Source organism: Nostocoides sp. HKS02 (genome assembly GCF_009707485.1).
Lineage (GTDB): Bacteria > Actinomycetota > Actinomycetes > Actinomycetales > Dermatophilaceae > Pedococcus.
The window spans coordinates 1,335,872-1,360,444 of record NZ_CP046121.1 but is presented as its reverse complement, the minus strand read 5'-3'; the positions used below and the strand labels follow the sequence as shown (position 1 = coordinate 1,360,444).

The following is a 24,573-nucleotide window of genomic DNA, read 5'->3' as shown; positions in this document are numbered from 1 at the left end:
GATGAAGATCGAGTACAAGCTCTTCCTCATCCTGGCCATGTTCTTCGCCCCGTTGGGCGTCATCTACGGCTACTTCACGCACTGGCGCGAGCCCGTGGGGCCCGCTGGGCTGTTCCTGTCCTCGGGCCTGGGCCTGATGATCGCCTTCTACCTCGGCGTGACCGGTCGCCGGCTTCCGGAACGCCCGGAGGACAACCCTGCCGGTGAGATCGCCGAGCAAGAGGGCGAGTACGGCTTCTTCAGCCCGCACTCGTGGTGGCCGCTCCCGCTGGCCGCGGCCGCCGCCGTGTGCTTCCTCGGGCTGGCGGTGGGCTGGTGGCTGTTCATCATCGGTGCCACCTTCGGCGTCGTCGCTCTCGTGGGCTGGACCTTCGAGTACTTCAAGGGCCCCCACGCCGTCTGAGCACCGTCGTTGCATCGTGCACGACCCACGCCCGGTCCAGATCCTCTCCTGACAGCAGGTAGACTGGCGCGGGGTTGGCCCCCCAGGTGCCCCCGGACTCCGCGGACGGGCCTGGTCGGGGCGCTCGAAGCGCGCCGTTCGACGCGCTTGGGACGCACAGCACAGGAGCAACACGTGGTGGGAACGACACGACGGCCGCGCGCGATCGCGGCCGCCCTGACGATGCTGGCTGTGGCGACCTTCGCCGCGGCGTGTCAGGGCAGTGCGGCCAGCCCCTCTGGGGGTCAGGCCGGCGGATCCGCCTCGAGCTCGTCCTCCAGCGCGCCCTCGGTGACGCCGACCCCGGCCGAGCTGAGCGTCACGCCCGCCGACAAGGCCACCGACGTGCTGCCGAGCAGCCCGGTGACGGTGAAGGCCTCCACGGGCACCCTCAACCAGGTCGTCGTCGCCGACGCGAGTGGCAAGCAGCTCAAGGGGGCAACCGACGCCACGGGCACCTGGACCTCCAGCGGCCTGCTCGCGCCCAACACGGCATACACCATCACGACGAAGGCCACCGGCCCCGACGGCACCACGTCGACCATCACGAGCTCGTTCACGACGCTCAAGCCCAAGGTCACCGCGACCTACGGCATCCTCTACGCCGGTGCGACCGTCGGCGTCGGCATGCCGGCCAGCATCCAGTTCGACACCGCCGTCGCCACCAAGGCCATGCGCGCCCAGATCGAGAAGCTCGTCAAGGTCACCACAGCCCCGGCCCAGAAGGGCGCTTGGGGCTGGCTCGACAGTCGGCAGCTGATGTGGCGCCCGGCGACCTACTGGCAGCCCGGCACCAAGGTCACCATCACCGCGCCGCTCACCGGCGTCCAGACGGGGGCCGACAAGTGGATCGCCAACGACGACAGCGCCAGCTTCACCGTCGGTTCGGCTATGGTCAGCACGGTCAACATCAAGACCCACGAGATGACCGTCACGCGGGGGGGGCCAGGTCATCCGGACCATCCCCGTGAGCACCGGGCGCCCCGGCCCGCTCACGGAGACGCGGTACGGCACCAAGGTCATCATCCGCAAGGAGGGCCAGGTCACCATGGACTCCACGACCATTGGCATCCCCAAGGGCAACCCGAACTACTACAAGATCGACACCAAGTTCAACCTGCGCCTCACCTGGACCGGCGAGTACATCCACTCCGCCCCGTGGTCGGTCAGCAGCCAGGGCAACTCCAACGTGTCGCACGGCTGCACCAACATGTCGCCGGCGAACGCCCAGTGGATGTTCGACAACTCCAAGGTCGGCGACGTCGTGGTGTTCACCGGCTCGAACCGCCCGTTCCTGCCGACCGAGGGCATCGGCGTGTGGCAGTACTCCTTCGCGGGGTGGCAGAAGCAGAGCGCGCTGGTCTAGCTCGTCCGGTTGGAACCCACGACTGCTAGTCCCAGCCCAGGTCGTGCAGCCGTGCGTCGTCGATGCCGAAGTGGTGGGCGATCTCGTGAACCACGGTCACGGCGATCTCTTCGAGCAGCTCCGCACGGTCGCGGCACATCCGCGTCAGCGGTCCGCTGAAGATCGTGATCCGGTCGGGGAGTGACCCGGCCCACCCGTCACCGCGCTCGGTGAGCGGCGTGCCCTCGTAGACGCCGAGCAGGTCGGGCTCCTGCGGGGGTGGCTCGGCGGCGATGAGGAAGACCACGTTGTCCAGCAGGTCCATCAGCTCGGCAGGCACGGCATCGAGCGCGTCGCCGACCGCGTCCTGGAACTCCCGGGCGTCCATCTCGACCACAGCCCCAGCCTCTCACCACCGACGTGCCCCGAACGTGGGTATGCCGCCCGCTCGGGGAGCGGACGGCATACCAGGACGTGCGTGGAGCCGCTCGGGTCAGTGCCGGTCGGTGGGCTCTAGCTCGTGTTGGGTGTCCTGAGCGAGCTGCGCCCCCTGGCCGTTGCCGGACTCGATCGCCTCGTGACCGTGGCCGTCGTGGTGGGCCGCCGCGAGCTCGGCGGGAGTCGCCGGCTCGATGCGGTCATTGAAGTAGAACCGCGACAGCCGGGCCCGAGCCTTCTCCTTGCGGGCCGTGGGGGACGCCACCCCGTTGGAGTCGGCCCCCGCCTGCAGCTCGAGGGGCCGCTGCACCTCGTGCTGCACGAGGTTCCAGCGGGTGTAGACGTCGAGCGGCTCGTGGTGCTCGAAGAAGCGTCCGTCGGCCGTGCGGATGATCCGCCCGGTCTCGCGGCCGTGCAGGACCAGGTCGCGGTCACGGCGTTGCAGGGACAGACAGATCCGCTTGGTCACCCAGTACGCGACCGGGGGAGCGATGAAGAACGCGGCCCGCAGGGCGTGGGTGATGTCGTTGATCGACAGGTGGAGCTTGATCGCCATCAGGTCGTTGCCGGCCGCGAACATGAGCACGCCGTACATCGTCAGCGCGCCCATGCCCAGCCCCGTGCGGGTCGGGTTGTTGCGCGGGCGGTCGAGCAGGTGGTGCTCCCGGGTGTCGCCGGTGACCCACCGCTCGAGGAACGGGTAGGACGCCAGCAGGCCGTACATGACCGGGATCAGCAGGATGGCGCCGATCATGACGTTGAAGGAGAAGGTGAAGCCGAAGGCCGTGAACTCCAGCCAGCCGGGCAAGAGTCGTAGGGCGCCGTCGGCGAAGCCCATGTACCAGTCGGGTTGGGCGCCAGCCGTCACTGGTGAGGGGTCGTAGGGGCCGTACGCCCAGATCGGGTTGATCGTCACCAGTGCCGACATCAGCGCGATGACGCCGAACACGATGAAGAAGAAGCCACCGGCCTTGGCCGCGTAGACGGGCATCACGGGGTAGCCGACGACGTTGTCGTTGGTCTTGCCGGGCCCGGGGTACTGGGTGTGCTTGTGCACGAACACCAGGCCGATGTGGGCGGTGAAGAGGCCCACGAGGATCGCCGGGAGCAGCAGGATGTGCACCGAGTACAGGCGGGGAATGATGGCCTCGCCCGGGAAGGGCCCGTCGAAGACGAAGTACGACAGGTACGAACCGAGCACCGGCACGGAGCGCATGAAGCCCTCGGCGGCCCGCAGACCGGTGCCGGAGAGCAGGTCGTCAGGCAGGGAGTAGCCGGCGAAGCCCTCGACGAGCGCGAGCATCGACAGGATCGAGCCGATGACCCAGTTGATCTCGCGCGGCTTGCGGAAGGCGCCGGTGAAGAAGACGCGCAGCATGTGCACCGACAGCGCCACGATGAACATCAGCGCAGCCCAGTGGTGGATCTGGCGGATCAGCAGGCCACCGCGGATGTCGAACGAGATGTCGACCGTCGAGCGGTAGGCCTCGGACATGCTCACGCCACGCAGGGGCAGGAACGAGCCGTCGTAGATGACCTGGCTGCCGCTGGGCACGAACCAGAACGTCAGGAACGTGCCCGAGAGCAGGCAGATGATCATCGAGTACATCGCGACTTCGCCGAGCATGAAGGACCAGTGGTCGGGGAAGACCTTCTTCATGAGGTAGCCCACCGGCTTGGCGGCGCCGGTGCGGTCGTCCAGCCAGCCGGCGACGCCGCCGATCGCCTTGGCGCCCTGACCCGGGGGTGCCTTGACCGGCGGGTCGTCCGTGCGCAGACGGTCGACCGGGTCGCGGTGGTTGACGGTGTCGGCGGTGCTCATGGGTGTCATCCTCGCTCGAAGAAGCTCGGGCCGACGGCCTCGTGGAACGGAGCGTCGGCGACGAGGTAGCCCTCGGAGTCAACGGTGATCTGCAGCTGGGGGAGCGGCCGCTTGGCCGGCCCGAAGATCACCTTGCAGTCCTGCGTGACGTCGAACGTCGACTGGTGGCACGGGCAGAGCAGGTGGTGGGTCTGCTGCTCGTAGAGCCCGACCGGGCAACCGACGTGGGTGCAGATCTTGGAGTAGGCGACGATGCCCTCGTGGCCCCAGTTGAGCTCCTTGGGCACCTTGATGTCGTCGGGGTTGAGGCGCATGAGCAGCACGGCTGCCTTGGCCTTGTCCTCGAGGACGTGCTGGGAGTCCTTGATGGACTCGGGGAGCACGTGGTAGACCGACCCGATCGTCACCTGGTCGGCGCGGATCGGCGTCCGCTCGGGGTCGCGGACGAGCCGGTCGCCCTTCTTCCAGATCGTCGTCGACAGGCCGTTCTTCGGCAGCGGGCCGAGACCGCCGACCAGCGGCAGCAGCAGGGGGAGGGCGAAGAGCCCCAGCGCTCCACCGAGGGAGTACTTGATGAGGGGACGGCGGCTGATCTGCGCGGCCTCGCCACCCTCCATGAGGTTGTCGACCACTCGCTGGCGGTCGGCGTCGGAGGCCCGCTGGGGGTGACGCTCCTCGACCATCTCGGTGTCGGGCATGAGGGTCTTGGCCCAGTGCACGGCGCCGACGCCGATGCCGAGGAGGGCCACGGCCAGGCAGACCCCGAGGACGACGTTGTAGACGTTCGCCTTGCCGATGCCCGGGATGAACGCCGCCTGCTCGGGGCTGATGGCGAAGTAGGCGACCACGAAGACGATGGTGGCCAGACTCGAGAGGCCGAAGAGGGTCGCCACCTGCTTCTCGGCGCGCCGAGCGGCGGCCTCGTCGAGGTCGGCCATGCGCGGGACGTGGGGCGGCAGACCGGGGTTTGCAAACCGGCTGTCGTAGCGCTCGGGCAGGCCGCCCGACCCCTCGATGTGGCCCTGGTCGAGCCGGACCGCGGTGGCGCCGTACCCGTCGCCGTGTTCACTCATCGGTTGATCCTGTCGTGACGTCATCAGGCGGCCTTCTTACCGAGCCACACCGCAAAGGCGATCATCATGCCGAGGCCGAAGACCCAGGCGAACAGCCCCTCGGACACCGGGCCCAAGTTGCCGAGGTTCATTCCCCCGACATTCTCCTCCTGGTCGACCGAGTGGAGGTAGGCGATGATGTCGTTCTTCGCCTGGGGAGAGATGTTGTCGTCGTTGAAGACCGGCATCGACTGCGGCCCGCTGACCATCGCCTCGTAGATGTGCTTGCCGGTGACGTTGCGCAGGCTCGGGGCGTACTTGCCGCGAGTGAGCGCGCCGCCGGAGCCGGCGAAGTTGTGGCACATGGCGCAGTTGACCCGGAACAAGCTCGCCACCCATGGCGACGTTGCCGCCCTGGCCGGTGGAGTACTGCGCGTCGGGAACCGCGGGGCCGGGCGCCAGCGAGGCGACGTATGCCGCGAGCGCGGAGATCTCGTCCTGGCTGAAGCGCACCTTGTCCTTGGGTGCCTGGACATCGGGCTTGGCCAGCGGCATACGCCCGGTGCCCACCTGGAAGTCGACGGAGGCGGCACCGACGCCCGCCAGGCTGGGAGCGGCCTTGGTGCCCTGAGCCTGCAGCCCGTGGCACGTCGCGCAGTTGGCGAGGAAGAGCTTCTTGCCCTGGTTGACCTGGTCGGCGCCGGCGGTGGAGGCCGCGGCGGGCTTGGGGGCGAACACCGAGTAGGCGACACCGGTCACGATGAGCCCCAGCAGAAGAAGCAGGGCGATCGCGGCCGGGTGTCGGCGGCGGGCAGCCAAGGCGTTCACGGTGCGGTCCTGTCGGTCGTTACGGGCAGGGCGGGAGCGGCGGGAGCGGTGGCAGCGGCGGGCGTCGGCATCGGTCGGCTCACTTGAGCAGGTAGATCGTCGCGAACAGCGCGATCCACACGACGTCGACGAAGTGCCAGTAGTACGAGGTCACGACGGCGCCCGCAGCCTGGGCGTGGCTGTAGTGCCGAGTCGTGAAGGTGCGCCCGATGATCAGCAGGAAGGCGAGCAGCCCACCGGTGACGTGCAGGGCGTGGAACCCGGTGGTGAGGTAGAACACCGAGCCGTAGGCGTTCTGCGAGAGCGTGATGTTCTCGTGCGTGAGGTTGGCGTACTCGAGCACCTGCCCCGACACGAAGATCGCCCCGAAGATGTAGGTGAGGACGTACCACTCGCGCATGCCCCAGCCCTTCGGGGAGCGCAGGCTGGCCGTGCCACGGTGCGGCTTGCCGTGCTCGGCCGCGTGGACGCCCAGCTGGCACCACACCGAGGAGATCACGAGGATCAGGGTGTTGACCGCGGCATACGGCACGTTGAGGACGCTGGTCTCCTTGGCCCACAGCTGGGGCTCGACGGAGCGGATCGTGAAGTACATCGCGAACAGGCCCGCGAAGAACATCAGCTCACTGGCGAGCCACACGATGGTCCCGACCGACACCATGTTCGGCCGGGAGACCGGACCGTGGCCCGGGATGCTGGCCGCTGAGCGCGGAGAGTCTGAGGTCACTGCGGATGCTGTCGCCACGGCGCCATTATTGCCACATTCGCGCGGCGGCACACCGTCGACCCCCCGTTGGGCCCACCGGTGTGCGGAATCCCACCGTGTCGAGCGGCTGACGGCCCGGCAGCCGACGGGACCTGCGGGTCCGACGAGCCGCACCGGTAGCATCTGCGCCATGACCGCTTCGCACGCGACCGCCACCGAGGGTGCCTCCGCCGGATCGACCCCGGGGCGCCAGATCTCGGTGCTCCTGTACAGCGACGACCGCACCACGCGGGACGCGGTGCGCGTCACCGTCGGGCGTCGACCGGCGCGCGACGTCGAGGTGGCTTCCTGGCGGGAGTGCGCCACTGCCGCCGCCGTGATCGAGGCCGTCGAGGCCGGGTCGTTCGACCTGCTCATCCTCGACGGTGAGGCAGCCCCCGTGGGTGGTCTCGGCCTCTGCCGCCAGCTCAAGAGCGAGATCTTCGAGTGCCCGCCGGTGCTCGTGCTCACCGGCCGCCCGCAGGACGGCTGGCTCGCGACCTGGTCCCTGGCTGACCTGGCCGTGCCCCACCCGCTCGACCCGATCGCCTTGGCCGGTGCCGTGGCGGAGCTGGGTCGCCGCGGGCGCCACGCCGCGTCCTGACCATGACCGGCGACCAGGCGGGCCCCCTGCCCACGTGGCCCGACCTGCTGACCGTGCTCCTGCGTCGTGACGACCTCAGCACCGAGCAGGCGGCGTGGGCCATGCAGGAAGTCATGTCGGGTGAGGCGACACCGGTCCAGCTGGCCGGGTTCCTCGTCGCGCTGCGGGCGAAGGGCGAGAGCGTCGACGAGCTGCGCGGCCTCGCGGACGTGATGCTGGCCCACTCGAACCGCATCGAGGTCCCCGGGCCCAGCCTCGACATCGTGGGCACGGGCGGCGACCGCGCCCACACCGTCAACATCTCCACGATGGCGGCTGTCGTGATCGCCGCGTGCGGGATCAAGGTCGTCAAGCACGGCAACCGGGCCGCCTCGTCGAGCTCGGGGTCGGCCGACGTCCTCGAGGCCCTGGGCGTCAACCTCGGCCTGAGCCCCCAGCGGGTGGCCGAGGTCGCGCACGAGGCCGGCATCACCTTCTGCTTCGCCCAGGCGTTCCACCCGGCGATGCGCCACGCCGCCGCCGCGCGCGGTGGCCTGGGCGTCGGAACCACCTTCAACGCCCTGGGTCCCCTGACCAACCCCGCCCAGCCGACGTATGCCGCGGTCGGCGTCGCCGACGCCCGGATGGCTCCGCTGATGGCTGGCGTGTTCGCCGGGCGCGGGAAGGATGCCGCGGTCTTTCGTGGTGACGACGGCCTCGACGAGCTCACGCTGAGCACCACCTCGTCGGTGTGGTGGGTGCGCGATGGTGTCGTCACCCGGCGCACTGTCGACCCGCGCGAGGTCGGCCTCGACTACCAGCCCATCGAGGCCCTGCGCGGAGCCGACGCAGCCCACAACGCCCAGGTGGCCCGTCTGGTCTTTGCCGGCGAGCGCGGCGCCGCGCGCGATGCCGTCGTCCTCAACGCCGGCATCGCCCTCGCACTGGCGTCCCCCGACCGTGGCTCCGCGCACGGTGACTTCGTCGACGGCATCCGGGCCGGCATGGACCGTGCCGAGACGGCCATCGACTCCGGCGCCGCGACGGCGGCACTCGCGGGCTGGGCCGAGGCGACCCAACGGGCTTAGGCGACCTGTCCGGCCACCCGCAGGATCGCGGCCACCGACTGGTCGATGTCCTGCGCAGTCGTCGACCAGTTGGACACCGACACCCGCATGAGGCGCCGACCGCGCCAGGTGGTCCCGCCGAGCCAGCAGGTGCCCTCGCGCTGGACCGCCTCGACCACCCGGTCCGTGCGCGCGTCGTCGCCGAAGCCGATCAGCACCTGGTTGAGCACCACGTCGTTGACGACCTCGGCACCGCCCGCCTCCAGGCCGTCGGCGCACCGCCGCGCCAGGGTGCAGCACCGGTCGACCAGGTCGGCCACCCCGTCCCGACCGAGCTCGCGCAGGGCCGCCCACACCGCGAACCCCCTGGCGCGCCGCGAGGACTCCATGACGAGGTCGCCGAGCGCTGGGGTGGGACCGCCCTGTCCGGTGAGGTAGGCCGCGCTGTAGGACAGGGCAGCGGCATGGACCTGCGGGCGTGAGCAGATGGCGAACCCGCAGTCATAGGGCACGTTGAGCCACTTGTGCGCGTCGCACGACCACGAGTCGGCCTGCTCGACCCCCGCGGTCAGGTGGGCCGTCGTGGGTGACGCCGCGGCCCACAGCCCGAACGCCCCGTCGACGTGCACCCAGGCACCATGACGCCGAGCGACGGCACACCCGGCCGTCAGGTCGTCGCACGCACCGGTGTTGACGTTGCCCGACTGGAGGCACACGATCGTCGGGCCGGGCGCCTGCCGACCCAGGACCCGCTCCAGATCGGCCACGTCGATGGCGCCGTTCGCCGTGGCCTGCACCTGCTCCACGGCCGCCGTCCCGAACCCGAGCAACCGCAGGGACCGGTCGATGGTGGCGTGCCGCTCGGTGCTGGCGACCAGGCGGACCCGGGGTGCGCCGACCAGGCCGTCGCGTTCGACATCCCATCCGACCTGCGCCAGCACGTGGTGGCGAGCGGCGGCCAGGGCCGCGGTGTTCGCCCCTTGGGCGCCGGTGACGAAGCCCACGGAGGACCCGGGCGGCAGTCCCAGCACGTCGAGGAGCCAGCCGGCGGCGATGCGTTCGGCAGCGGCCGCCGCGGGAGAGAGCACGGCGTTGAACGCGCACTGGTCCCACGCCACTGCCACCAGGTCTGCGGCGCTCGCCGCGGGCAGGGCGCCGCCGATGACGAAGCCGAAGAAGCGGGGCCCGGGCGTCGCCACGAGGCCGCGGGCAAAGCCTCGGGTCAGCTCCTCGAGCACCTGGGTGGCGGGCATCGGGGCGGTACGCAACGGTTCGCCGAGTTCCGCCACGAGCTGGTCGGCCGTGACGGCGGCGCCGACCGGTCGGTCGGGCAGGGACGCCCGGTGAGCGGCGGCCACCTCGGCGGCCCGATGGAACAGCTGGCTGAGGTCGTCCATGTCGCGACGCTACGCGGCGCGTCCACCCCGGCGCTCCACCACCTGTCGGACCGCCCGCCGGTCAGCCAGACGAGTCGGGCAGACGGGTCAGGCGGGCTGGGTCGGTCAGTCGCCGTCGAGCCCGAGGCTGAAGGCCGCCTCGAGGTCGTGGCTGGAATAGGTGCGGAAGGCGATGTGGGTGTTGGTGCCGAGCACGCCCTGGACCTTGTTGAGCCGGTCGGCGATCACGTCGTTGAGCTGCTCGTGCTCCCGGACCCGGATCATGGCGATCAGGTCGGCGTCGCCGGCCACGGAGTAGACCTCGGTGACCCCGTCGAGCTCGGCGATGGCCTGGGCCACCTCGGGGATGCGGTCGACTTCGGCGTTGATGAGGACGATGGCGGTGATCACCAGGTCAATCTATCGGCCGAGCCGGGCGTCGGGGCTAGGACGCGGCCACGAAGCCGGCGACCTGGTGGCGGGCGACCACCTGGGGCTCGAGCTGCATGCGGGCCCCGCCGGCGCCACCGACAGGGCAGGTCCACTCGCCCTGGAGGTCGACGATGCGCACGCCTGGCTGCTCGAGCCACCGCAGGATCTTCTCGGTCTCTTCAGGGGTGGCCGCAGGTGAGGGCCACGGCGCCGGGAGCACGACCTCTGCGCTGTCGCACAGCGCCCGGACGTACGGCATGGGGTCGGCGCCGCGCGGCGACACGGTGCTGGCGGCCAGCCGGCCGTGGCGGACACAGACGATCTCCCAGCCACCGGTAGCGGCCGGCTTGGCGGCGACGATCTCGGGGCTGGCGGCCAGGGGGGCGATGCGCTGGGCCCTCGCCATGCCGCGCACGAGCGCCAGCAGACGGTCCCGCAGCGCCCCGGCATCTTCGAAGCGCTCCTGGTCGGACAGCGAGGACATCTTGGTGCGCAGGGCCGTCACCACACCCCGAGAGTCGCCGGACAGGGCGACGACGGCGTCGTGGACGATCGCGGAGTACTCGTCGACGGACTGGGCGCCGGTGCACGGTGCTCCGCACCGGCCCATGTCGGCCAAGGCGCAGGCCCCCACCCGCCGGGCGGGAGAGAGGCGTTGGACGCACTGACGCAAGGGGATGACCTCGTGGACCGCTGCCACGGCGTCCTCGGCACTGGCGTGGCTGCCGAACGGCCCGATGTAGCTGGCGCCGTCGCTGCGGACCTCGCGGACGATCGACAGCCGGGGAAAGGCCTCGACCGTGAGCTTGACCCAGGTGGCACGCTCGGGGCTCTTCGAGCGGCGGTTGTAGCGCGGCTTGTGCTCGGCGATCAGGCGCAGCTCGCGCACCTCGGCCTCGAGGGTGGTCGCGCAGACCACGGGCGTGACGCTCGCGGCGAGACGCACCATCTCGGCCATGCGGGTGCGCTGCTCGGAGGCGGTGAAGTAGGTGCGCACCCGGGCGCGGATGTTGATCGAGGTGCCGACGTAGAGGACCCTGCCGTCGCCGTCCTTGAAGAGGTAGACCCCGGGCTCACTCGGCAGGCCGTCGGCGAGCCAGCGTTTGCGCCGCTGGGCGGGGCTGACCCTCGAGGTGTAGCTCGAGAGCTCCTCGAGGGTCTGCACGCCGAGACTGCCGACCCGGCCGATCAGGGCGTGGAGGACGTCGACGGTGGCCCGGGCGTCGTGCAGGGCCCGGTGGTCAGGGGTGGTCGTCGAGCTGAACAGCGCCGCGAGGGTCGACAGCTTGTGGTTGCGGGCCTCGTCGCGAGGGACGAGCGCCCGAGCCAGGTGGACCGTGTCGAGGACGGTGAACCTCGGCCACTCAAGACCTTGGGCGGCCGATGCGGCCTTGAGGAAGCCGATGTCGAAGCCGGCGTTGTGGGCGACGAGGACCGACCCCTGGGCGAACTCCAGGAACGCGGGAAGGGCGGCCTCGATGCGCGGCGCCCGGGCCACCATCGCCGTCGTGATGCCCGTGAGCGCCTGGATGAACGCGGGGATCGGCACGTGGGGGTTGACCAGGGTCTGGAACTCACCGAGCAGCTCGCCACCGCGCACCTTGACCGCGCCGATCTCGGTGATCGCCGAGTCGGCCGGGCTGCCCCCCGTGGTCTCGAGGTCGACGACGACGAAGGTGACCTCGGCCAGCGCGGTGCCGAGGTCGTCGAAGGTGCCCTGCACCATCGTGTCGCCGGCCATCTGCATGTCCCCGACCGTAGGCCGGGGGTGTGACAGGAGTGCGCAGGCGCACCGTGGCGAGGGGCTGTCGGTGGCCTCTCATAGCGTCGTGCACTACGACGTCAGGGAAGAGAGGTGATCGCGATGATCATCGACTGCCACAGCTGTCCCGTGCGCGACCTGCACTGCGACGACTGCATGGTCACGGCGCTGCTGGCGCCGCAGGCCGCCGAGCTGCCGCTGGACGCGGCCGAGCGTGCCGCCGTGGACCGGTTCGTCGGTGCCGGCCTGGTCAGCCGCGAGGCGGCCGCCACGGTCGCGGCCCGGCGCGAGCCCTGGGCCAGGCACGTCCGCGCGGTCGGCTGAGTCGGGTTGCCTACGATGGACCGGTGAACACCGGCGGCCGGGTCCTCGTCATCGCAGGTCTGGTTGCCAGCCTGGGGCTGGGGGCGTGCTCGAGTGCGCCGTCCCGTCCCGCCGGTCCCGCGGTCACCTCGCGGACCACCCAGCAGAACGCGCCGCAGCCCTCCGACACCCGCGAGGAGGCGCTGGCGGCCGTGCTCACCGCCCGCGCCCAGGCCATCCGCACCCATGACCGTGCCGCCTTCCTGGCCACACTCGACAACCCGGGGTCCGGATTCGGGCTGCGGCAGCTCACCGTCTTCGACGACCTCGCGCAGCTGCCTCTCGCCACCTTCTCCTACGGCACCCCTGAACCGGCGCCGCCGCTCGGGGCGGATCGTGTCGCCCAGGTCGGCCCCGACGCCTGGGTGTCCCGGATCGCCGGCAGGTACACCATCGCCGGTTTCGACACCGCTCCCCGCGAGTTCGAGTCCTACTTCACCGTGGTCCGACGCTCGGATGGCTGGAAGCTCGCCGACGACACCGACGGCGGCACGCAGCCGCAGCTGTGGGACCTGCCCGACTTCACCGTCGTGAAGAGCCCCACCACCCTCGTCATCGGGTCCGGACCAGCGAGCCGGTTGCGCCCGTACCTCGCGCTCGGCGATCGCGCTGTGCCTCGGGTCACGCGAGTCTGGACGGTGCCGTGGAAACAACGGCTCGTGCTCGTCGTGCCCGCCACGGCCGCCCAGATGGCCGAGCAGCTGGGCCAGGACCCGGGCGCGGTCGACCAGGTCGCCGCAGTCACCGACGGACCCTTCGACTCGACGGGTCGCGCCGGGGCCGACCGGGTGGTCATCAACCCGAAGGCCTTCGCCAACCTGCAGGCCCGTGGCCAACAGGTCGTCGTCACGCACGAGGCCACCCACGTCGCCATCCGGTCCACCACCGACCGGCCAGTGCCGCTGTGGCTCTCCGAGGGGATGGCCGACTTCGTGGGCTACCGCGACGTCGGCGTGAGCAAGCAGCTGATCGCCGCCGCGCTCCTCGACCGGGTCAGGGCGGGCAAGGGCCCGACGGCGCTGCCGTCCGCGGCTGACTTCGACCCGTCCCGCAGCACCATCGCGCCGAGCTACAACGCGGCGTGGCTGGCGATCAACCGCATCGTCGAGCGGTTCGGCATACCCGCGCTGGTCCGCTTCTACCGCACGGCCGCGACGTCGCCCGACCCCAACGCCGCCCCCGGCGACGCCGACGCCAACACGCAGGCGGCCTTCCGGTCCGTGCTGCACACGTCGCAGGCGGCCTTCACCACGGACTGGCTCGGCTACCTCAGGTCGCTGGCCGCATAGTGAGCGACAACACGACGAGCGCGCCGACGAGCCAGAACTGGTTGTAGAACGCCTGCTTGTTCACGAGGTTCGCGACCAGGAGCATGAGCGCGAGCCACCGCACCACCTCGGCGAGCGGGGGCTGGCGCCGGTGCACGGTCCAGCAGATGGCGCCCAGCGCACCGAGCACCACCAGCCCGGTGACGTAGAACGGCAACGTGACTCCGAAGGTGTTGAGCGCCAACAGGTAGAGGGTGTTGGCGAACTTGATCGGGTGGAACGACACGAGCAGCGTGATGGTGTCGTGGACGAAGTCCGGCGGGCTGGCGATCACCCAGGGGGCGATGAGCACCCCGGTCAGCGCGCCGGTCGCGAGCGTGCGACGCCACCCGAACGGCCGCCACAGCAGCAGGATGGGCAGGAGCACGGCGAAGTGCTGCTTGCTGGCACAGGCGAGCGCGAGGGGGAGCACGGCCCACCACGGCTTGCCTCGCTGGACGAGCACCGCCCACCACACCATCGCCGCGAACAGCAGCGGCTCGGTCCACGCCTGGTCGAGCTGGGTGAGGGTGCCCGGGGCGAAGAGCAGCAGCGCTGTGCCTGCCGCGGCCGTCCACGGCCAGGTCGCGGCGGGGGCGGGGGACCCGTCCCGCCTCGGTGCGGAGCGGGCCAGCAGCCAGACCCCGGCGACGCCGATGATCATCCAGCCGGCCAGCGCCCAGCGCACGTCGCCGAGCAGCCAGCGCCCGGGGGCGAGCAGCACCGCCGTCCAGGGCAGGTAGGTGAACGCGTCCTTGATGCCGGGCGACCCGACCCAGGTCATCGCGTAGAAGTTCTCGCCGCGAGCCATGCCATCGGACGCCTGCTGCAGGGTGACCCAGACGTCGATGCGCGGATGCGGCGAGGAGATGATCGCCGTCGCCGCGCATGCGGCATACGCCAGCACGGCTGCGACGCCGGCCGCGAGGTGCACGGCGTGGGCGCGCGGGCCGCAGGCGGTGAGCAGGGCGGCGCAGAGCAGTGGTCCGGCGACGAGGATCGTCGTGGCCACGGCCAGGCCTGTGGGAGCCAGGTAGCTGAACAGCGGCACCGTCAGGGTCGCGAGCGCGGACCCGGCCAGCATCAGCGCGACCGCGGAGCGGGTGACCTGCACCCGCCACCCCAGCCACTGCCAGAGCGCGAGGGCCACCGTGGCCGCGGTGAGGGCGACCACGATCGGGACGCGGTAGCGCACGACACTCCACTGCAGGACGGTGAAGAACACCAGCCAGGCCACCGCGAAGGCGATGGCTGCAACGGCGGTGCCCCTGGCGCTCGGTGTCGTGGCGTCCGGCGTCGGCGCGGCGTCCGGTGTCGTCGCGCTCGCCGATGACGGGCGCGAAAACGGGCGGCGGGTGCCTGCGGGCATGCCTAGACCGTAGAGGTCACTCCTTGGCGCCCGAGTACAGGGCCTCCACCTGGTCGCTGAAGTCCTTCATGACGATGTTCCGCTTGAGCTTCAGGCTCGGCGTGAGGTAGCCGTTCTCCTCGGTGAAGTCGCCCTCGAGGACGGCGAACTTGCGGATCGCCTCGGCCTTGGAGACGGCCTTGTTGGCGTCGTCGACCGCGCGCTGGAGCTCGGCGAGGACGGTCTCGTCGGTGCGCGCCTGCTCGAAGGTGACCTCGGGGATGCCGTTGTTCTTGGCCCACCCGGGGTACATCTCCTCGTCGAGGGTGATCAGGGCGGCGATGAACGGCTTCTGGTCGCCGACCACGATGCACTGGGACACCAGCGGGTGGGCGCGCAGGCGGTCCTCGAGCACGGCCGGGGCGACGTTCTTGCCGCCGGCGGTGACGAGCAGCTCCTTCTTGCGGCCGGTGATCTTGAGGTAGCCGTCCTCGTCGAGCTCGCCGATGTCACCGGTGTGGAACCAGCCGTCCACCATGGCTCCGGCGGTCGCCTCGGCGTTGTTGTGGTAGCTCGCGAAGACGTTGTTGCCCTTGATGAGGATCTCGCCGTCGTCGGCGATGCGGATGCCGACGCCCGGCAGGGGAGCCCCGACGGTGCCGATCTTGACGCGGTCGGGGACGTTGACCGTGGCTGGGGCGGTGGTCTCGGTGAGGCCGTAGCCCTCGAGGACCGTCACCCCGATGCCGCGGAAGAAGTGCCCGAGCCGGGTGCCGAGCGGCGCCCCGCCCGAGACGGCGTAGAGGACCTGGCCACCCATCGCCGCGCGCAGCTTGCTGTAGACGAGCTTGTCGAACACCGTATGCCGGACCTTGAGCCCGAGTGCGGCGCCGCCGGTGTCCTGGGCGGTGGACCAAGCGATGGCCGTGGCGGCGGCGGCGGCGAAGATCTTGCCCTTGCCGTCGGCGGTCGCCTTGGCCTCGGCGGAGTTGTAGATCTTCTCGAAGACGCGGGGCACCGAGAGGATGAACGTCGGTTTGAAGTCGCCGAAGTCGGCGAGGAGGTTCTTGATGTCGGCGCTGTGGCCCATCTTGGCCTCGCCCGCCACGCAGAGGACCTGGATGAACCGGGCGAACACGTGGGCGAGCGGCAGGAACAGCAGCGTGGACGAGCCCTCGGCCTTGACGACCGACTCGAGCTTGGCCAGCGCGTTGTCGGCCAGGGCCAGGAAGTTGTCGTGGGTCAGCAGGACGCCCTTGGGGCGGCCGGTCGTGCCCGAGGTGTAGATGATCGTGGCTGTCGAGGCCCGGTTGACCCCTCGGGTCGCCGCCGCGAGGTCCTCGTCGGACACCCCCGCACCAGCGGCCTTGAGCTCGTCGATCGAGCCGCCGTCGACCTGCCAGACGTGGTGCAGGTCGGGCAGCTGGGCGCGGCTCTCGTCGAGTGCTGCCAGGTGGGCGGGGGTCTCGAGCATGATGCCCCGCGCCCCCGAGTCGGCCAGGATCCAGCTCACCTGCTCGGCGGAGGACGTCTCATAGATCGGGACGGTCACCGCTCCCGCGGTCCAGATCGCGAAGTCGGTGAGGGTCCACTCGTAGCGCGTCTTGCACATGATGGCGACGCGGTCGCCGGGGACGATGCCCGCCGCGATGAAGCCCCTCGCCAGGGCCCGCACGTCCTCGTTGAACTGACCGGCGGTGACGTCGACCCACTGGCCACCCTCCTTGCGCGAGAACGCGATGGCGCCGGGATTCGTGGCCGCGTTGCGGGCGGGCAGGTCAGCCAGGCTGCCTTCGGTCGTCGGCGCGACGAGTGGGGGTGCGACGTGTTCCTGCACAGAGTCTCCTTTGACGTACGCGGGTGCCTCGGGCAGATCCTACCGAGGAGTATCTTGACCCGGCGAGGACGCGTCGTAACTCACATGCGGCTCGCGCCACGTCGAAACGATCGAGGAACGCCAGATGTCACGGATGCGGGTGGACGTGGTGGACGACACCTTCATCCGGGCGGCGCCCGCGGTGATCCGCGAGCAGTTCGCCGACACCCGGTGGCTTGCCCAGGTCTGGCCGCACCTGGAGCTGGCGGTGGTGCGCGACCGGGGCGTCAAGGGCGTCCGCTGGGCCGTGACGGGACAGGTCGACGGTGAGCTCGAGGTCTGGATCGAGCCGTTTCGCGACGGCGCGATCGTCCACCAGTACGTCCGCGGCACCCGGGGTGCGCGCGCACCCCGCGACGTGGGCACCCGGCATACGTTGCGGTGGAAGCGGGCGGTGCACGGACTGAAGGACCGACTGGAAGCCGGTCGTCCGTGAAAGGCCCGGGGTTGTAGCCTTCCGCGCATGGCCGACCGCACCGAGTCCAGTATCGACATCGCCGCTGCACCGGGCGAGGTCCTGGACGTCATCGCCGACTTCGACAGCTACCCGCAGTGGGCCACCGAGGTGACGAAGGTGCAGGTCCTCACCGAGGAGGGCGACGGCTGGGCCGACCAGGTGCAGTTCACCCTCGACGCCGGGGCCATCAAGGACACGTACACCCTCGACTACGACTGGGACGTCCACGAGGACGGCACCGGGGTGGTGTCGTGGAGCCTCGTGGAGGCGACCGTCCTGAAGTCGATGAACGGCTCCTACACCCTCGCCGCCAAGGGCGCGGACGCGACGACCGTGACCTACCGCCTCGCGGTCGACGTCAAGATCCCCATGCTGGGCATGGTCAAGCGCAAGGCCGAGAAGGTCATCATCGACACGGCCCTGAAGTCGCTCAAGAAGCGCGTCGAGGGTTAGGCCGCGGCTCCCGGGTCGGCCCACCCCATGCGCGTCATCCTGTTCACCGGCAAGGGCGGAGTCGGCAAGACGACCACGGCTGCCGCGACGGCCGTTCGCGCGGCGCGCTCTGGCGTGACGACCCTCGTCATGTCCACCGACGCCGCCCACTCGCTCGGCGACGCCCTCGACGTCGACCTCGGTGGTCCCGCAGCGGGCACGCCCGTCGAGGTCGAGCCGCACCTGTCCGCTCTCCAGGTCAGCCCGCCCCACCTGCTGGGTGACTCCTGGCGCGTCGTGCAGGACTACCTGCTCTCTGCCCTCGGCACCTTGGGCATCGACACGGTGGTCGCCGAGGAGCTCACCCGGCTGCCCGGCGCCGAGGAGGTCGCGGCGCTGCTCGAGCTGCGCTCACAGGTCGAGTCCGGGCGGTGGGAGCTCGTGGTCGTCGACTGCGCGCCGACCGCCGAGACCCTGCGGCTGCTCGCCCTGCCCGAGGCGCTCGCCTGGCACCTCGAGCGCCTACTGCCGGCGCAGCGTGGGCTGCTCCGCACGCTGCGGCCCGCTGCCGTCGCCGCAGCGGGGGTGCCGCTGCCGGACCCCGCGGTCATCGACGCCGTCACCGGCTGGCACCGCCAGATGCGCGAGGTCCACCGCCTGCTCACCGGCGACCAGACCTCGGTGCGCCTCGTCCTCACCCCCGAGCGGGTGGTGATTGCCGAGTCGCGCCGCACCTGGACGTCCCTGTCGCTCTACGGCTTCGTCGTCGACGCGGTGATCGTCAACCGGGTCTTTCCGGAGGCCGCGCCGGGCCGGGGGCGCGATCCGTGGCGCAGCGCGTGGAACGCCGCCCAGCAGACGGGGTTGGTCGAGGTGCGCGAGTCGTTCGCCGGGCTGCCCATCGTGGTGACGCCCTACCTGCCCACGGAGCCGATCGGGGTGGCCGCCCTGGCCGAGCTCGCGGCCGCACAGGACGGCCTGGCGGAACCTGGTGGCGGTGGCGCTGGTGGGGGTGACGACCTGTTGGCGCCGGTCACCCATCGGGGCCTCACGGTCGAGCGCACCGAGGAGGGCTTCCGGCTGACCCTGCCCCTGCCGCTCGCCCACGCAGCCGACATCGGCCTGAAGCGCCGCGACGACGAGCTGCTCGTCGCGGTGGGTGAGCACCGCCGGGTGCTCACGTTGCCGGCGGCTCTGCAACGATGCGTGGTCGAGGGTGCCTCCGTGCGCGATGGACTGCTGCGGGTGCGATTCGTCCCCGACGAGGAGGTCTGGCCGCGTGGTTGAGCACGAACGTCCCCCAGTGGGGTCTGTCGCCGAGGAGGTCGCGCGCCTGCTCGAGGCCGTCGGTGGCTGGGCGAGCACCGCCCAGGCCACGTATGCCGCGCGGCCCGGTCCCGAGTCCGGTCCCGAGCCCGGTCCCGAGTCCGGTCCCGAGTCGGAGACCCACACCGACCCCCAGGCGAACAGCGCGCGGTGCTCCTCGTGCGGGGCGGCGAACGGCATCGGCCAAGCCGTCGTGTGCCAGCTCTGCCCCGTGTGCCAGGGAATCGGCCTGCTGCGTTCGGTGCGGCCCGAGACGGTCGACCGGCTCGCAGACCTCGCCGGGGTGGTGGCCACGACCCTGCGCGACCTCGCCACCCACCACCGGGAGACCCGCGACGGCGGACCTGACGCCCGACCCGGCGCGAGCCGGGTCCAGGACATCCGCATCGAGGACGACGACGAGCCTGACCAGCAGGGCCAGCACGCCCAGTCGGACCGACGAGGGAGCGCGGCGCCATGAGCGTGACGATCGGCGTGGACATCGGCGGCACGAAGATCGCCGGCGGCGTCGTGTCGGCGACGGGCGAGATCCTTGCCCGGGCGCGCCGCGACACTCCTGCCCAGGACCCCGACCAGATCGCGCACGACGTGGCCGCGCTGGTGGGCGAGCTCCAGGTCGGTCGCGACGACGTCCGCGCGGTCGGTGTCGCCTGTGCCGGCTTCGTCGACCGGATCGGGTCGACGGTCCTGTTCGCGCCCAACCTCGCCTGGCGCGACGAGCCGCTGAAGCGGCGGCTCGAGGCGCTCGTGGACCTGCCGGTCATCATCGAGAACGACGCCAACGCCGCAGCGTGGGGCGAGTTCCGCTTCGGCGCGGCCACCGAGGCCGACGACATGGTCCTCATCACCGTCGGCACGGGGATCGGTGGTGGGGTCGTGATCGACTCCCGGCTCCTGCGCGGCGCCTACGGCATCGGCGGCGAGCTCGGCCACATGCGGGTCGTGCCCGACGGCATCCGCTGCGGCTGCGGCAACCGGGGCTGCTGGGAGGTCTATGCCTCGGGCAACGCCCTGCTTCGTGAGGCTCGTGAGCTCGTGGCCTCGGGCGCCCTGCACGGCGCCGCGATCGCGGAGTCGTGCGGCGGGGACCTCGACGACCTCCAGGGTCATCACGTCACCACGGTGGCGCAGGCCGGGGACCCCGCAGCGGTCGAGCTGCTCGCCGACCTCGGGCGCTGGGTGGGAGAAGGCGCGGCCTCGGTCGCGGCGATCCTCGACCCCGAGCTGATCGTCATCGGCGGCGGGGTCGTCGCGGCGGGCGACCTGCTGCTCGAGCCGACCCGCGCGGCATACGGTCGCCAGCTCACGGGGCGTGGCCACCGCCCGGTCGCCGAGATCGTGCCTGCCTCCCTCGGCAACGACGCCGGGATGATCGGGGCCGCAGCCCTCGCCGCCGAGAGCGTGGGGTCATGACCGAGGCGCTCGCGGTCGGCATCGACATCGGTGGCACCAAGGTGGCTGGGGGGCTCGTGGACGCCACCGGGGTCGTCGTGGCGCGGGCCCGGCGCGACACGCCCCACCGGTCGAAGAGCCCCGACGTCGTCGAGGACACCATCGTCGAGGTGGTCAGCGAGCTGCTCGCAGGCACGCAGCGCGAGGTCGTGGCCGTCGGTATCGGGGCGGCTGGCTTCGTGGCCGCTGACCGCGCCACCGTCGTGTTCGCCCCCCACCTGTCCTGGCGGGACGAGCCGCTCGAGGCCAACCTGCAGCGGCGTGTGCCGGTCCCGATCTCGGTCGACAACGACGCCAACGCCGCGGCCTGGGCGGAGTGGCGGTTCGGTGCGGCGCGGGGGGAGTCGCACATGGTGATGGTCAACCTCGGCACCGGGATCGGTGGCGCGATGGTGCTCGACGGCCAGATCATGCGCGGCCGGTTCGGCATCGCGGGGGAGTTCGGGCACATGCAGGTCGTCCCCGGCGGCCAGCGCTGCGAGTGCGGCAACAAGGGCTGCTGGGAGCAGTACGCGTCAGGCAATGCCCTGGTGCGGGAGGCGCGCTCCCTGATGACGGCGGGCAGCCCCATGGCGACGGACCTGCTGGACCGTGTCGACGGTGAGCCGTCGGCCCTGACGGGGCCGATGATCACCGAGGCGGCGCGCGAGGGTGATCCGACGGCGACCGAGCTGCTGGGCGAGATCGGCCAGTGGCTCGGGGTGGGCATCGCCAACCTGGCCGCGGCCTTCGACCCGGGACTGTTCGTCATCGGCGGCGGCGTCAGCGCGGCCGGCGACCTGTTGCTCGAGCCTGCGCGCACGACCTTCCGGCGCCAGCTCACGGGGCGCGGCTACCGGCCCGAGGCAGCGATCGTCGGTGCCGCCCTCGGCAACGAGGCTGGGCTGATCGGGGCGGCGGACCTCGCGCGCAGCGACGCGCTCGCGCGGGCGCAGTCCGGGCAGGCATGAGCCCAGGAGCCTCTGGGGGCTCGTTGCGGGTTGCGTCCTACAACCTCAAGGACCTGGCCCTCGACCGAGCCGCGGCGGCACGGGTGGTGCGCCAGATCGACCCCGACGTCCTGTGCCTGCAGGAGGTGCCGCGACGCCTGTTCTCGACGTGGCGGGTGTCGTCCTTCGCCGCCGAGTGCGGCATGTCCTGGTCGGGTCGGCACCGCGGCAGCGGTGGCACGACGATCTTCACCTCGCCCCGTGTGCACGTCGCCCAGTCCCAGCACGTGCGCCTGGCCGTGCCCGCGATGCGGCGCACCCGGGGGTATGCCGTGACGCTGGTCGGGCCGGCGGGTCACCAGCCCCTCGTGGTCGCCTCGATCCACCTGGGCCTGGACCCAGCAGAACGCGAGCGGCACGCCGGGCAGATCCTCGCCGCGGTGGCCTCCGGTGGGCCGGTGGTCCTGGCCGGAGACGTCAACGAAGTGGAGACGGGCCGGGCCTGGGCCTCGATCGCCTCGGCGCTCGTGCCTGTCTCGCCACCGGCCCCGACCTTCCCGGCGGACTCACCCCAGAGCCGCCTCGACGTCGTCTTCGCGTCGCCGACGCTCACGGTCCTGCCGCACCGGGAAGTCACGCTGGACGTCCGCGACCTGGTCGCCGCCAGCGACCACCGGCCCGTCTGGGTGGACCTCTGCGTCGGAGCGGACAGCGTCCTCGCAGCGGACCGCGGGGCCTGAGGGCCTAGAGGCGAGCGCCGTTGTCGGGGTCGTCCTCGTCGCGCGACTGGGGCTGGCGCAGCACGAGCAGCACGAAGCCGCCGACCGTCAGGCCCAGGGCGGCCATGGTCCACCACGAGCTGACGTCGGGGCGGAACAGCACCAGCCAGAGCAGCAGCAGTGGCCCGGCAACCAGGCCCACGACGATGCCCCAGAACTGCAGGTCCTCCTGCGGGGGAAGGGGTGCGGTCGGCCCGGGCTCGAAGTGGGCGTCCTCGTCGTCGTCGTCGGACAGCTCGAGCGGGTCGGGTTCCTCGTCGGCGACGGGATCGGGCTCGGCACCGCGCCACACGACGAAGGGTCGGGTGGGTGGCGGGTTGGTCGGGTTCGGCGCGGGGGGCGGCGGGGGGTGGCCGACGAGTGGGTCGGGCGGATCGGGCAGGGACTCGACGTCGTCCCAGTGCGCGACGATGTCCGCGAACTGCGCGTCCACGTCCTTGTCGCCCATGGCTCCCCTCGGTGTCTGGTGGCCTGCGCCCGGGCGGTCTGCTAGCTGAGCCGCTCGATGAACGTGGCCGACTCGTCAAAGATACGCGGGGCGTCGTTGTCGAGGGTAGCGACGTGGTAGCTGTCGTGGAGCAGGATCTCGGTGGAGTCCTCGCTGGAGATCCGCGCCAGCACCAGCTCCGAGCTCGAGGCAGGCACGACGTGGTCCTGCAGCGAGTGCAGGAGCAGCACCGGCTGGGTCACCTGCGGCAGGTCGCGGATGACGTTGCGCCAGGCCACGAGCTGGGAGTGCCCGGCTCGCAGCGGCGTGCGGCTGTAGGCGAGCTCGGTGACCCCTTCCTTCTTGATGTCGTTGCCGATCGCCTCCAGGCTTCCGACCGCGTGCTTGAGGACGGGCAGCAGGCGCACCCGCCAGTCGTCGAACTTCACCGCCGGGTTGACCAGCACCAGGCCGGTCACGCGCGGGCCGTGCTCCTGCGCGAGTGCGAGTGCGAGCGCCCCACCCATCGACAGGCCGCCGACGAAGACGCGCTCACTGCGTTCGTGGAGCTCGCGGAAGGCTCGGTCCGCCTCGGCGTACCAGTCCTCCCACCGGGTGCGGTTCATCTCCTGCCACGTGGTGCCGTGGCCGGGAAGCCGGGGCACCCGCACGGTGTAGCCGCGATCCGCGAGGTACTCGCCCCACGGGCGCAGGCTCTGCGGGGTGCTGGTGAAACCGTGGACGAGCAGGACAGCGGTGTCCGACCCGTCGTGGAGGTACGGCTCGGCGCCGGGAAGCACGGACAACGGTTGCTCCTGGTGAGGTGGACTCGGGTGGGGTGGAGGCGGGTGGGCGGACGAGCGAGCGGCGCGTCGAGGGTGCCGACGCTGGCGCATCCTCGCATGGGGCGGCCAGCCCGTCGAGAGTGCCGTAGAGTTCCACGCGTCACAGGGAGGTGGGCTGGTGTTCTACTGGGTGCTCAAGACGGTCGTTCTGGGCCCGATCCTCAGGCTGCTGTTTCGGCCGTGGGTCGAGGGGGGAGGAGAACATCCCGGACGAGGGGGCAGCGATCTTCGCGAGCAACCACCTGTCGTTCTCGGACTCGATCTTCCTGCCGCTGGCGGTGCCGCGGCGTATGACGTTCCTCGCGAAGTCGGACTACTTCACCGGTCGCGGGCTCAAGGGTCGTCTCACCGCGGCGTTCTTCCGGGGCGTGGGCCAGCTGCCGATCGACCGGTCCGGCGGCCGAGCCGGTGAAGCCGCGCTGCGCTCGGGCCTTCGGGTCCTGCGCCGTGGCGAGCTGCTGGGCATCTACCCCGAGGGCACCCGGTCGCCCGATGGCCGGCTGTACCGCGGGCGGACGGGGGTCGCCCGGATGGCCCTCGAGGGTGGGGTGAAGGTGCTGCCGGTCGCGATGATCGGCACCGACAAGGCCCAGCCGACCGGCAAGAAGATCCCCAAGCTGATGCGCATCGGGATCAAGATCGGCAAGCCCCTGGACTTCTCCCGGTACGACGGCATGGAGGACGACCGGTTCGTCCTGCGCTCGATCACCGACGAGATCATGTACGAGCTCATGCTGCTGTCGGGGCAGGAGTACGTCGACATGTACGCGACGTCCATGAAGGACCGCATCCTCGCCGCGGCGAAGACCAAGGCCCGCGAGCTGCAGGAGGCGGCCCTGCCGGGCACCGCCGCCAAGGAGCTCGAAGAGGCTCTGGATGCCGGCGACGAGCCGTCCGCCCGCGGCCGGAAGGCCGTCGACGACGCTGCCTCCGACATCGACGAGACGACCGGCGACACCACCGACGAGACGACCGACCAGACGACCGACCAGCAGACGGACCCGACTGCCGAGACCGCCGCCGAGCTGGGAGGCGACGCGCTGCCGGGTCGTCGGGCGGCCAGCTGAGCTGACCCGTACGCGACTGCCCGACCAGATCTGCCCACCGGAGCCGCAAGGCTGCTGACCGGCATCCGGGCCG

General features: G+C 71.2%; 25 protein-coding genes and 3 pseudogenes. 15 read left to right on the top strand and 13 right to left on the bottom strand.

The window, feature by feature from the left end; genetic code table 11:
* Position 1 precedes the first annotated feature (1 nt).
* The gene (locus GKE56_RS06495; RefSeq protein ID WP_154683842.1) at positions 2-403 is read left to right on the top strand and encodes a cytochrome c oxidase subunit 4; all 402 of its coding nucleotides are present in this window, start codon (positions 2-4) and stop codon (positions 401-403) included.
* Positions 404-625: 222 nt separating this feature from the next.
* A pseudogene (locus tag GKE56_RS18175) lies at positions 626-1,213 on the top strand (Ig-like domain-containing protein); the annotation flags it as partial.
* Between the two features lie 5 nt (positions 1,214-1,218).
* On the opposite strand, the gene GKE56_RS17270 reads toward GKE56_RS18175, so the two are convergent.
* Complete coding sequence (locus tag GKE56_RS17270) at positions 1,219-1,377, bottom strand: hypothetical protein (protein ID WP_154683840.1); 159 nt, start codon at positions 1,375-1,377, stop codon at positions 1,219-1,221.
* 32 nt (positions 1,378-1,409) lie between these two features.
* Here GKE56_RS17270 and GKE56_RS06480 point away from each other — a divergent pair, with 32 nt between their 5' ends.
* A complete protein-coding gene (locus GKE56_RS06480; protein WP_195908264.1) occupies positions 1,410-1,808 on the top strand; it encodes a L,D-transpeptidase in 399 nt (132 codons plus the stop codon).
* Between the two features lie 25 nt (positions 1,809-1,833).
* Here the strand turns inward: GKE56_RS06480 and GKE56_RS06475 are convergent, their stop codons facing one another.
* From GKE56_RS06475 to GKE56_RS06455, 5 genes and pseudogenes are all read right to left on the bottom strand, one after another.
* Positions 1,834-2,175 (bottom strand): metallopeptidase family protein, encoded by a 342-nt coding sequence (locus GKE56_RS06475; RefSeq protein WP_154685664.1) that lies wholly within the window; start codon positions 2,173-2,175, stop codon positions 1,834-1,836.
* Between the two features lie 105 nt (positions 2,176-2,280).
* Positions 2,281-4,047 carry a ubiquinol-cytochrome c reductase cytochrome b subunit gene (locus GKE56_RS06470; RefSeq protein WP_154683838.1) on the bottom strand — a complete coding sequence of 589 codons (1,767 nt, stop codon included), beginning with the start codon at positions 4,045-4,047 and terminating at the stop codon, positions 2,281-2,283.
* Positions 4,048-4,052: 5 nt separating this feature from the next.
* On the bottom strand, positions 4,053-5,120 hold the full coding sequence (locus GKE56_RS06465; protein ID WP_154683837.1) for a ubiquinol-cytochrome c reductase iron-sulfur subunit: 1,068 nt from the start codon (positions 5,118-5,120) through the stop codon (positions 4,053-4,055).
* Positions 5,121-5,143: 23 nt separating this feature from the next.
* Positions 5,144-5,927, bottom strand: a pseudogene (locus tag GKE56_RS06460) (c-type cytochrome).
* Between the two features lie 79 nt (positions 5,928-6,006).
* Positions 6,007-6,588, bottom strand: coding sequence for a heme-copper oxidase subunit III (locus GKE56_RS06455; RefSeq protein ID WP_154685663.1), 582 nt, complete (start codon positions 6,586-6,588; stop codon positions 6,007-6,009).
* A 235-nt stretch (positions 6,589-6,823) separates the two neighbouring features.
* On the opposite strand from GKE56_RS06455, the gene GKE56_RS06450 reads away from it, so the two are divergent.
* Entirely contained in the window at positions 6,824-7,276 is a 453-nt protein-coding gene (locus GKE56_RS06450) for a response regulator transcription factor (protein ID WP_154683836.1), read from the top strand.
* 2 nt (positions 7,277-7,278) lie between these two features.
* Complete coding sequence (trpD, locus tag GKE56_RS06445; protein ID WP_154683835.1) at positions 7,279-8,343, top strand: anthranilate phosphoribosyltransferase; 1,065 nt, start codon at positions 7,279-7,281, stop codon at positions 8,341-8,343.
* Here trpD and GKE56_RS06440 read toward each other — a convergent pair.
* The 3 genes from GKE56_RS06440 to GKE56_RS06430 all read right to left on the bottom strand — a co-directional run bounded on the left by GKE56_RS06440 (position 8,340) and on the right by GKE56_RS06430 (position 11,877).
* On the bottom strand, positions 8,340-9,719 hold the full coding sequence (locus tag GKE56_RS06440; RefSeq protein ID WP_154683834.1) for an aminotransferase class V-fold PLP-dependent enzyme: 1,380 nt from the start codon (positions 9,717-9,719) through the stop codon (positions 8,340-8,342). The genes trpD and GKE56_RS06440 overlap by 4 nt on opposite strands.
* 105 nt (positions 9,720-9,824) lie before the next feature.
* Complete coding sequence (locus tag GKE56_RS06435; RefSeq protein WP_154683833.1) at positions 9,825-10,109, bottom strand: Lrp/AsnC family transcriptional regulator; 285 nt, start codon at positions 10,107-10,109, stop codon at positions 9,825-9,827.
* Positions 10,110-10,143: 34 nt separating this feature from the next.
* The gene (locus GKE56_RS06430) at positions 10,144-11,877 is read right to left on the bottom strand and encodes a DEDD exonuclease domain-containing protein (protein ID WP_230209235.1); all 1,734 of its coding nucleotides are present in this window, start codon (positions 11,875-11,877) and stop codon (positions 10,144-10,146) included.
* Positions 11,878-11,985: 108 nt separating this feature from the next.
* Here GKE56_RS06430 and GKE56_RS06425 point away from each other — a divergent pair, with 108 nt between their 5' ends.
* Both GKE56_RS06425 and GKE56_RS06420 read left to right on the top strand, forming a co-directional pair.
* Complete coding sequence (locus GKE56_RS06425; RefSeq protein ID WP_370518469.1) at positions 11,986-12,216, top strand: hypothetical protein; 231 nt, start codon at positions 11,986-11,988, stop codon at positions 12,214-12,216.
* A gap of 23 nt (positions 12,217-12,239) precedes the next feature.
* Complete coding sequence (locus GKE56_RS06420; RefSeq protein ID WP_154683832.1) at positions 12,240-13,544, top strand: hypothetical protein; 1,305 nt, start codon at positions 12,240-12,242, stop codon at positions 13,542-13,544.
* On the opposite strand, the gene GKE56_RS06415 is transcribed toward GKE56_RS06420, so the two are convergent.
* Positions 13,525-14,931 (bottom strand): glycosyltransferase family 87 protein, encoded by a 1,407-nt coding sequence (locus GKE56_RS06415; protein ID WP_154683831.1) that lies wholly within the window; start codon positions 14,929-14,931, stop codon positions 13,525-13,527. The genes GKE56_RS06420 and GKE56_RS06415 overlap by 20 nt on opposite strands.
* Before the next feature lie 16 nt (positions 14,932-14,947).
* Positions 14,948-16,747, bottom strand: coding sequence for a long-chain fatty acid--CoA ligase (locus GKE56_RS06410; RefSeq protein ID WP_154683830.1), 1,800 nt, complete (start codon positions 16,745-16,747; stop codon positions 14,948-14,950).
* Positions 16,748-16,871: 124 nt separating this feature from the next.
* Between GKE56_RS06410 and GKE56_RS06405 the strand changes: the two genes are divergently transcribed.
* Genes GKE56_RS06405 through GKE56_RS06375 form a run of 7 tightly spaced genes read left to right on the top strand, consistent with a single transcriptional unit; the run spans position 16,872 to position 22,122 of the window.
* Positions 16,872-17,222, top strand: a complete 351-nt coding sequence (locus tag GKE56_RS06405) for a polyketide cyclase / dehydrase and lipid transport (RefSeq protein WP_154683829.1) — start codon at positions 16,872-16,874, stop codon at positions 17,220-17,222.
* A gap of 27 nt (positions 17,223-17,249) precedes the next feature.
* Complete coding sequence (locus GKE56_RS06400; protein ID WP_154683828.1) at positions 17,250-17,696, top strand: SRPBCC family protein; 447 nt, start codon at positions 17,250-17,252, stop codon at positions 17,694-17,696.
* Between the two features lie 27 nt (positions 17,697-17,723).
* On the top strand, positions 17,724-18,962 hold the full coding sequence (locus tag GKE56_RS06395) for an ArsA family ATPase (protein ID WP_154683827.1): 1,239 nt from the start codon (positions 17,724-17,726) through the stop codon (positions 18,960-18,962).
* Positions 18,955-19,461: a hypothetical protein gene (locus GKE56_RS06390; protein WP_154683826.1), complete on the top strand. Its 507-nt coding sequence runs from the start codon at positions 18,955-18,957 to the stop codon at positions 19,459-19,461. The genes GKE56_RS06395 and GKE56_RS06390 overlap by 8 nt, the downstream gene beginning before the upstream one ends.
* Entirely contained in the window at positions 19,458-20,414 is a 957-nt protein-coding gene (locus GKE56_RS06385; protein ID WP_154683825.1) for an ROK family glucokinase, read from the top strand. The genes GKE56_RS06390 and GKE56_RS06385 overlap by 4 nt, the downstream gene beginning before the upstream one ends.
* Entirely contained in the window at positions 20,411-21,403 is a 993-nt protein-coding gene (locus GKE56_RS06380) for an ROK family glucokinase (RefSeq protein ID WP_154683824.1), read from the top strand. The genes GKE56_RS06385 and GKE56_RS06380 overlap by 4 nt, the downstream gene beginning before the upstream one ends.
* On the top strand, positions 21,400-22,122 hold the full coding sequence (locus GKE56_RS06375) for an endonuclease/exonuclease/phosphatase family protein (protein WP_154683823.1): 723 nt from the start codon (positions 21,400-21,402) through the stop codon (positions 22,120-22,122). Before GKE56_RS06380 ends, GKE56_RS06375 begins: the two co-directional genes overlap by 4 nt.
* Positions 22,123-22,126: 4 nt before the next feature.
* Here the strand turns inward: GKE56_RS06375 and GKE56_RS06370 are convergent, their stop codons facing one another.
* Together GKE56_RS06370 and GKE56_RS06365 are read right to left on the bottom strand one after the other, a co-directional pair.
* Positions 22,127-22,609 (bottom strand): hypothetical protein, encoded by a 483-nt coding sequence (locus tag GKE56_RS06370; RefSeq protein ID WP_154683822.1) that lies wholly within the window; start codon positions 22,607-22,609, stop codon positions 22,127-22,129.
* 41 nt (positions 22,610-22,650) lie between these two features.
* A complete protein-coding gene (locus tag GKE56_RS06365) occupies positions 22,651-23,388 on the bottom strand; it encodes a carboxylesterase (protein ID WP_230209295.1) in 738 nt (245 codons plus the stop codon).
* Positions 23,389-23,551: 163 nt separating this feature from the next.
* Between GKE56_RS06365 and GKE56_RS06360 the strand changes: the two are divergent.
* Positions 23,552-24,500, top strand: a pseudogene (locus GKE56_RS06360) (lysophospholipid acyltransferase family protein).
* Positions 24,501-24,573 lie beyond the last annotated feature (73 nt).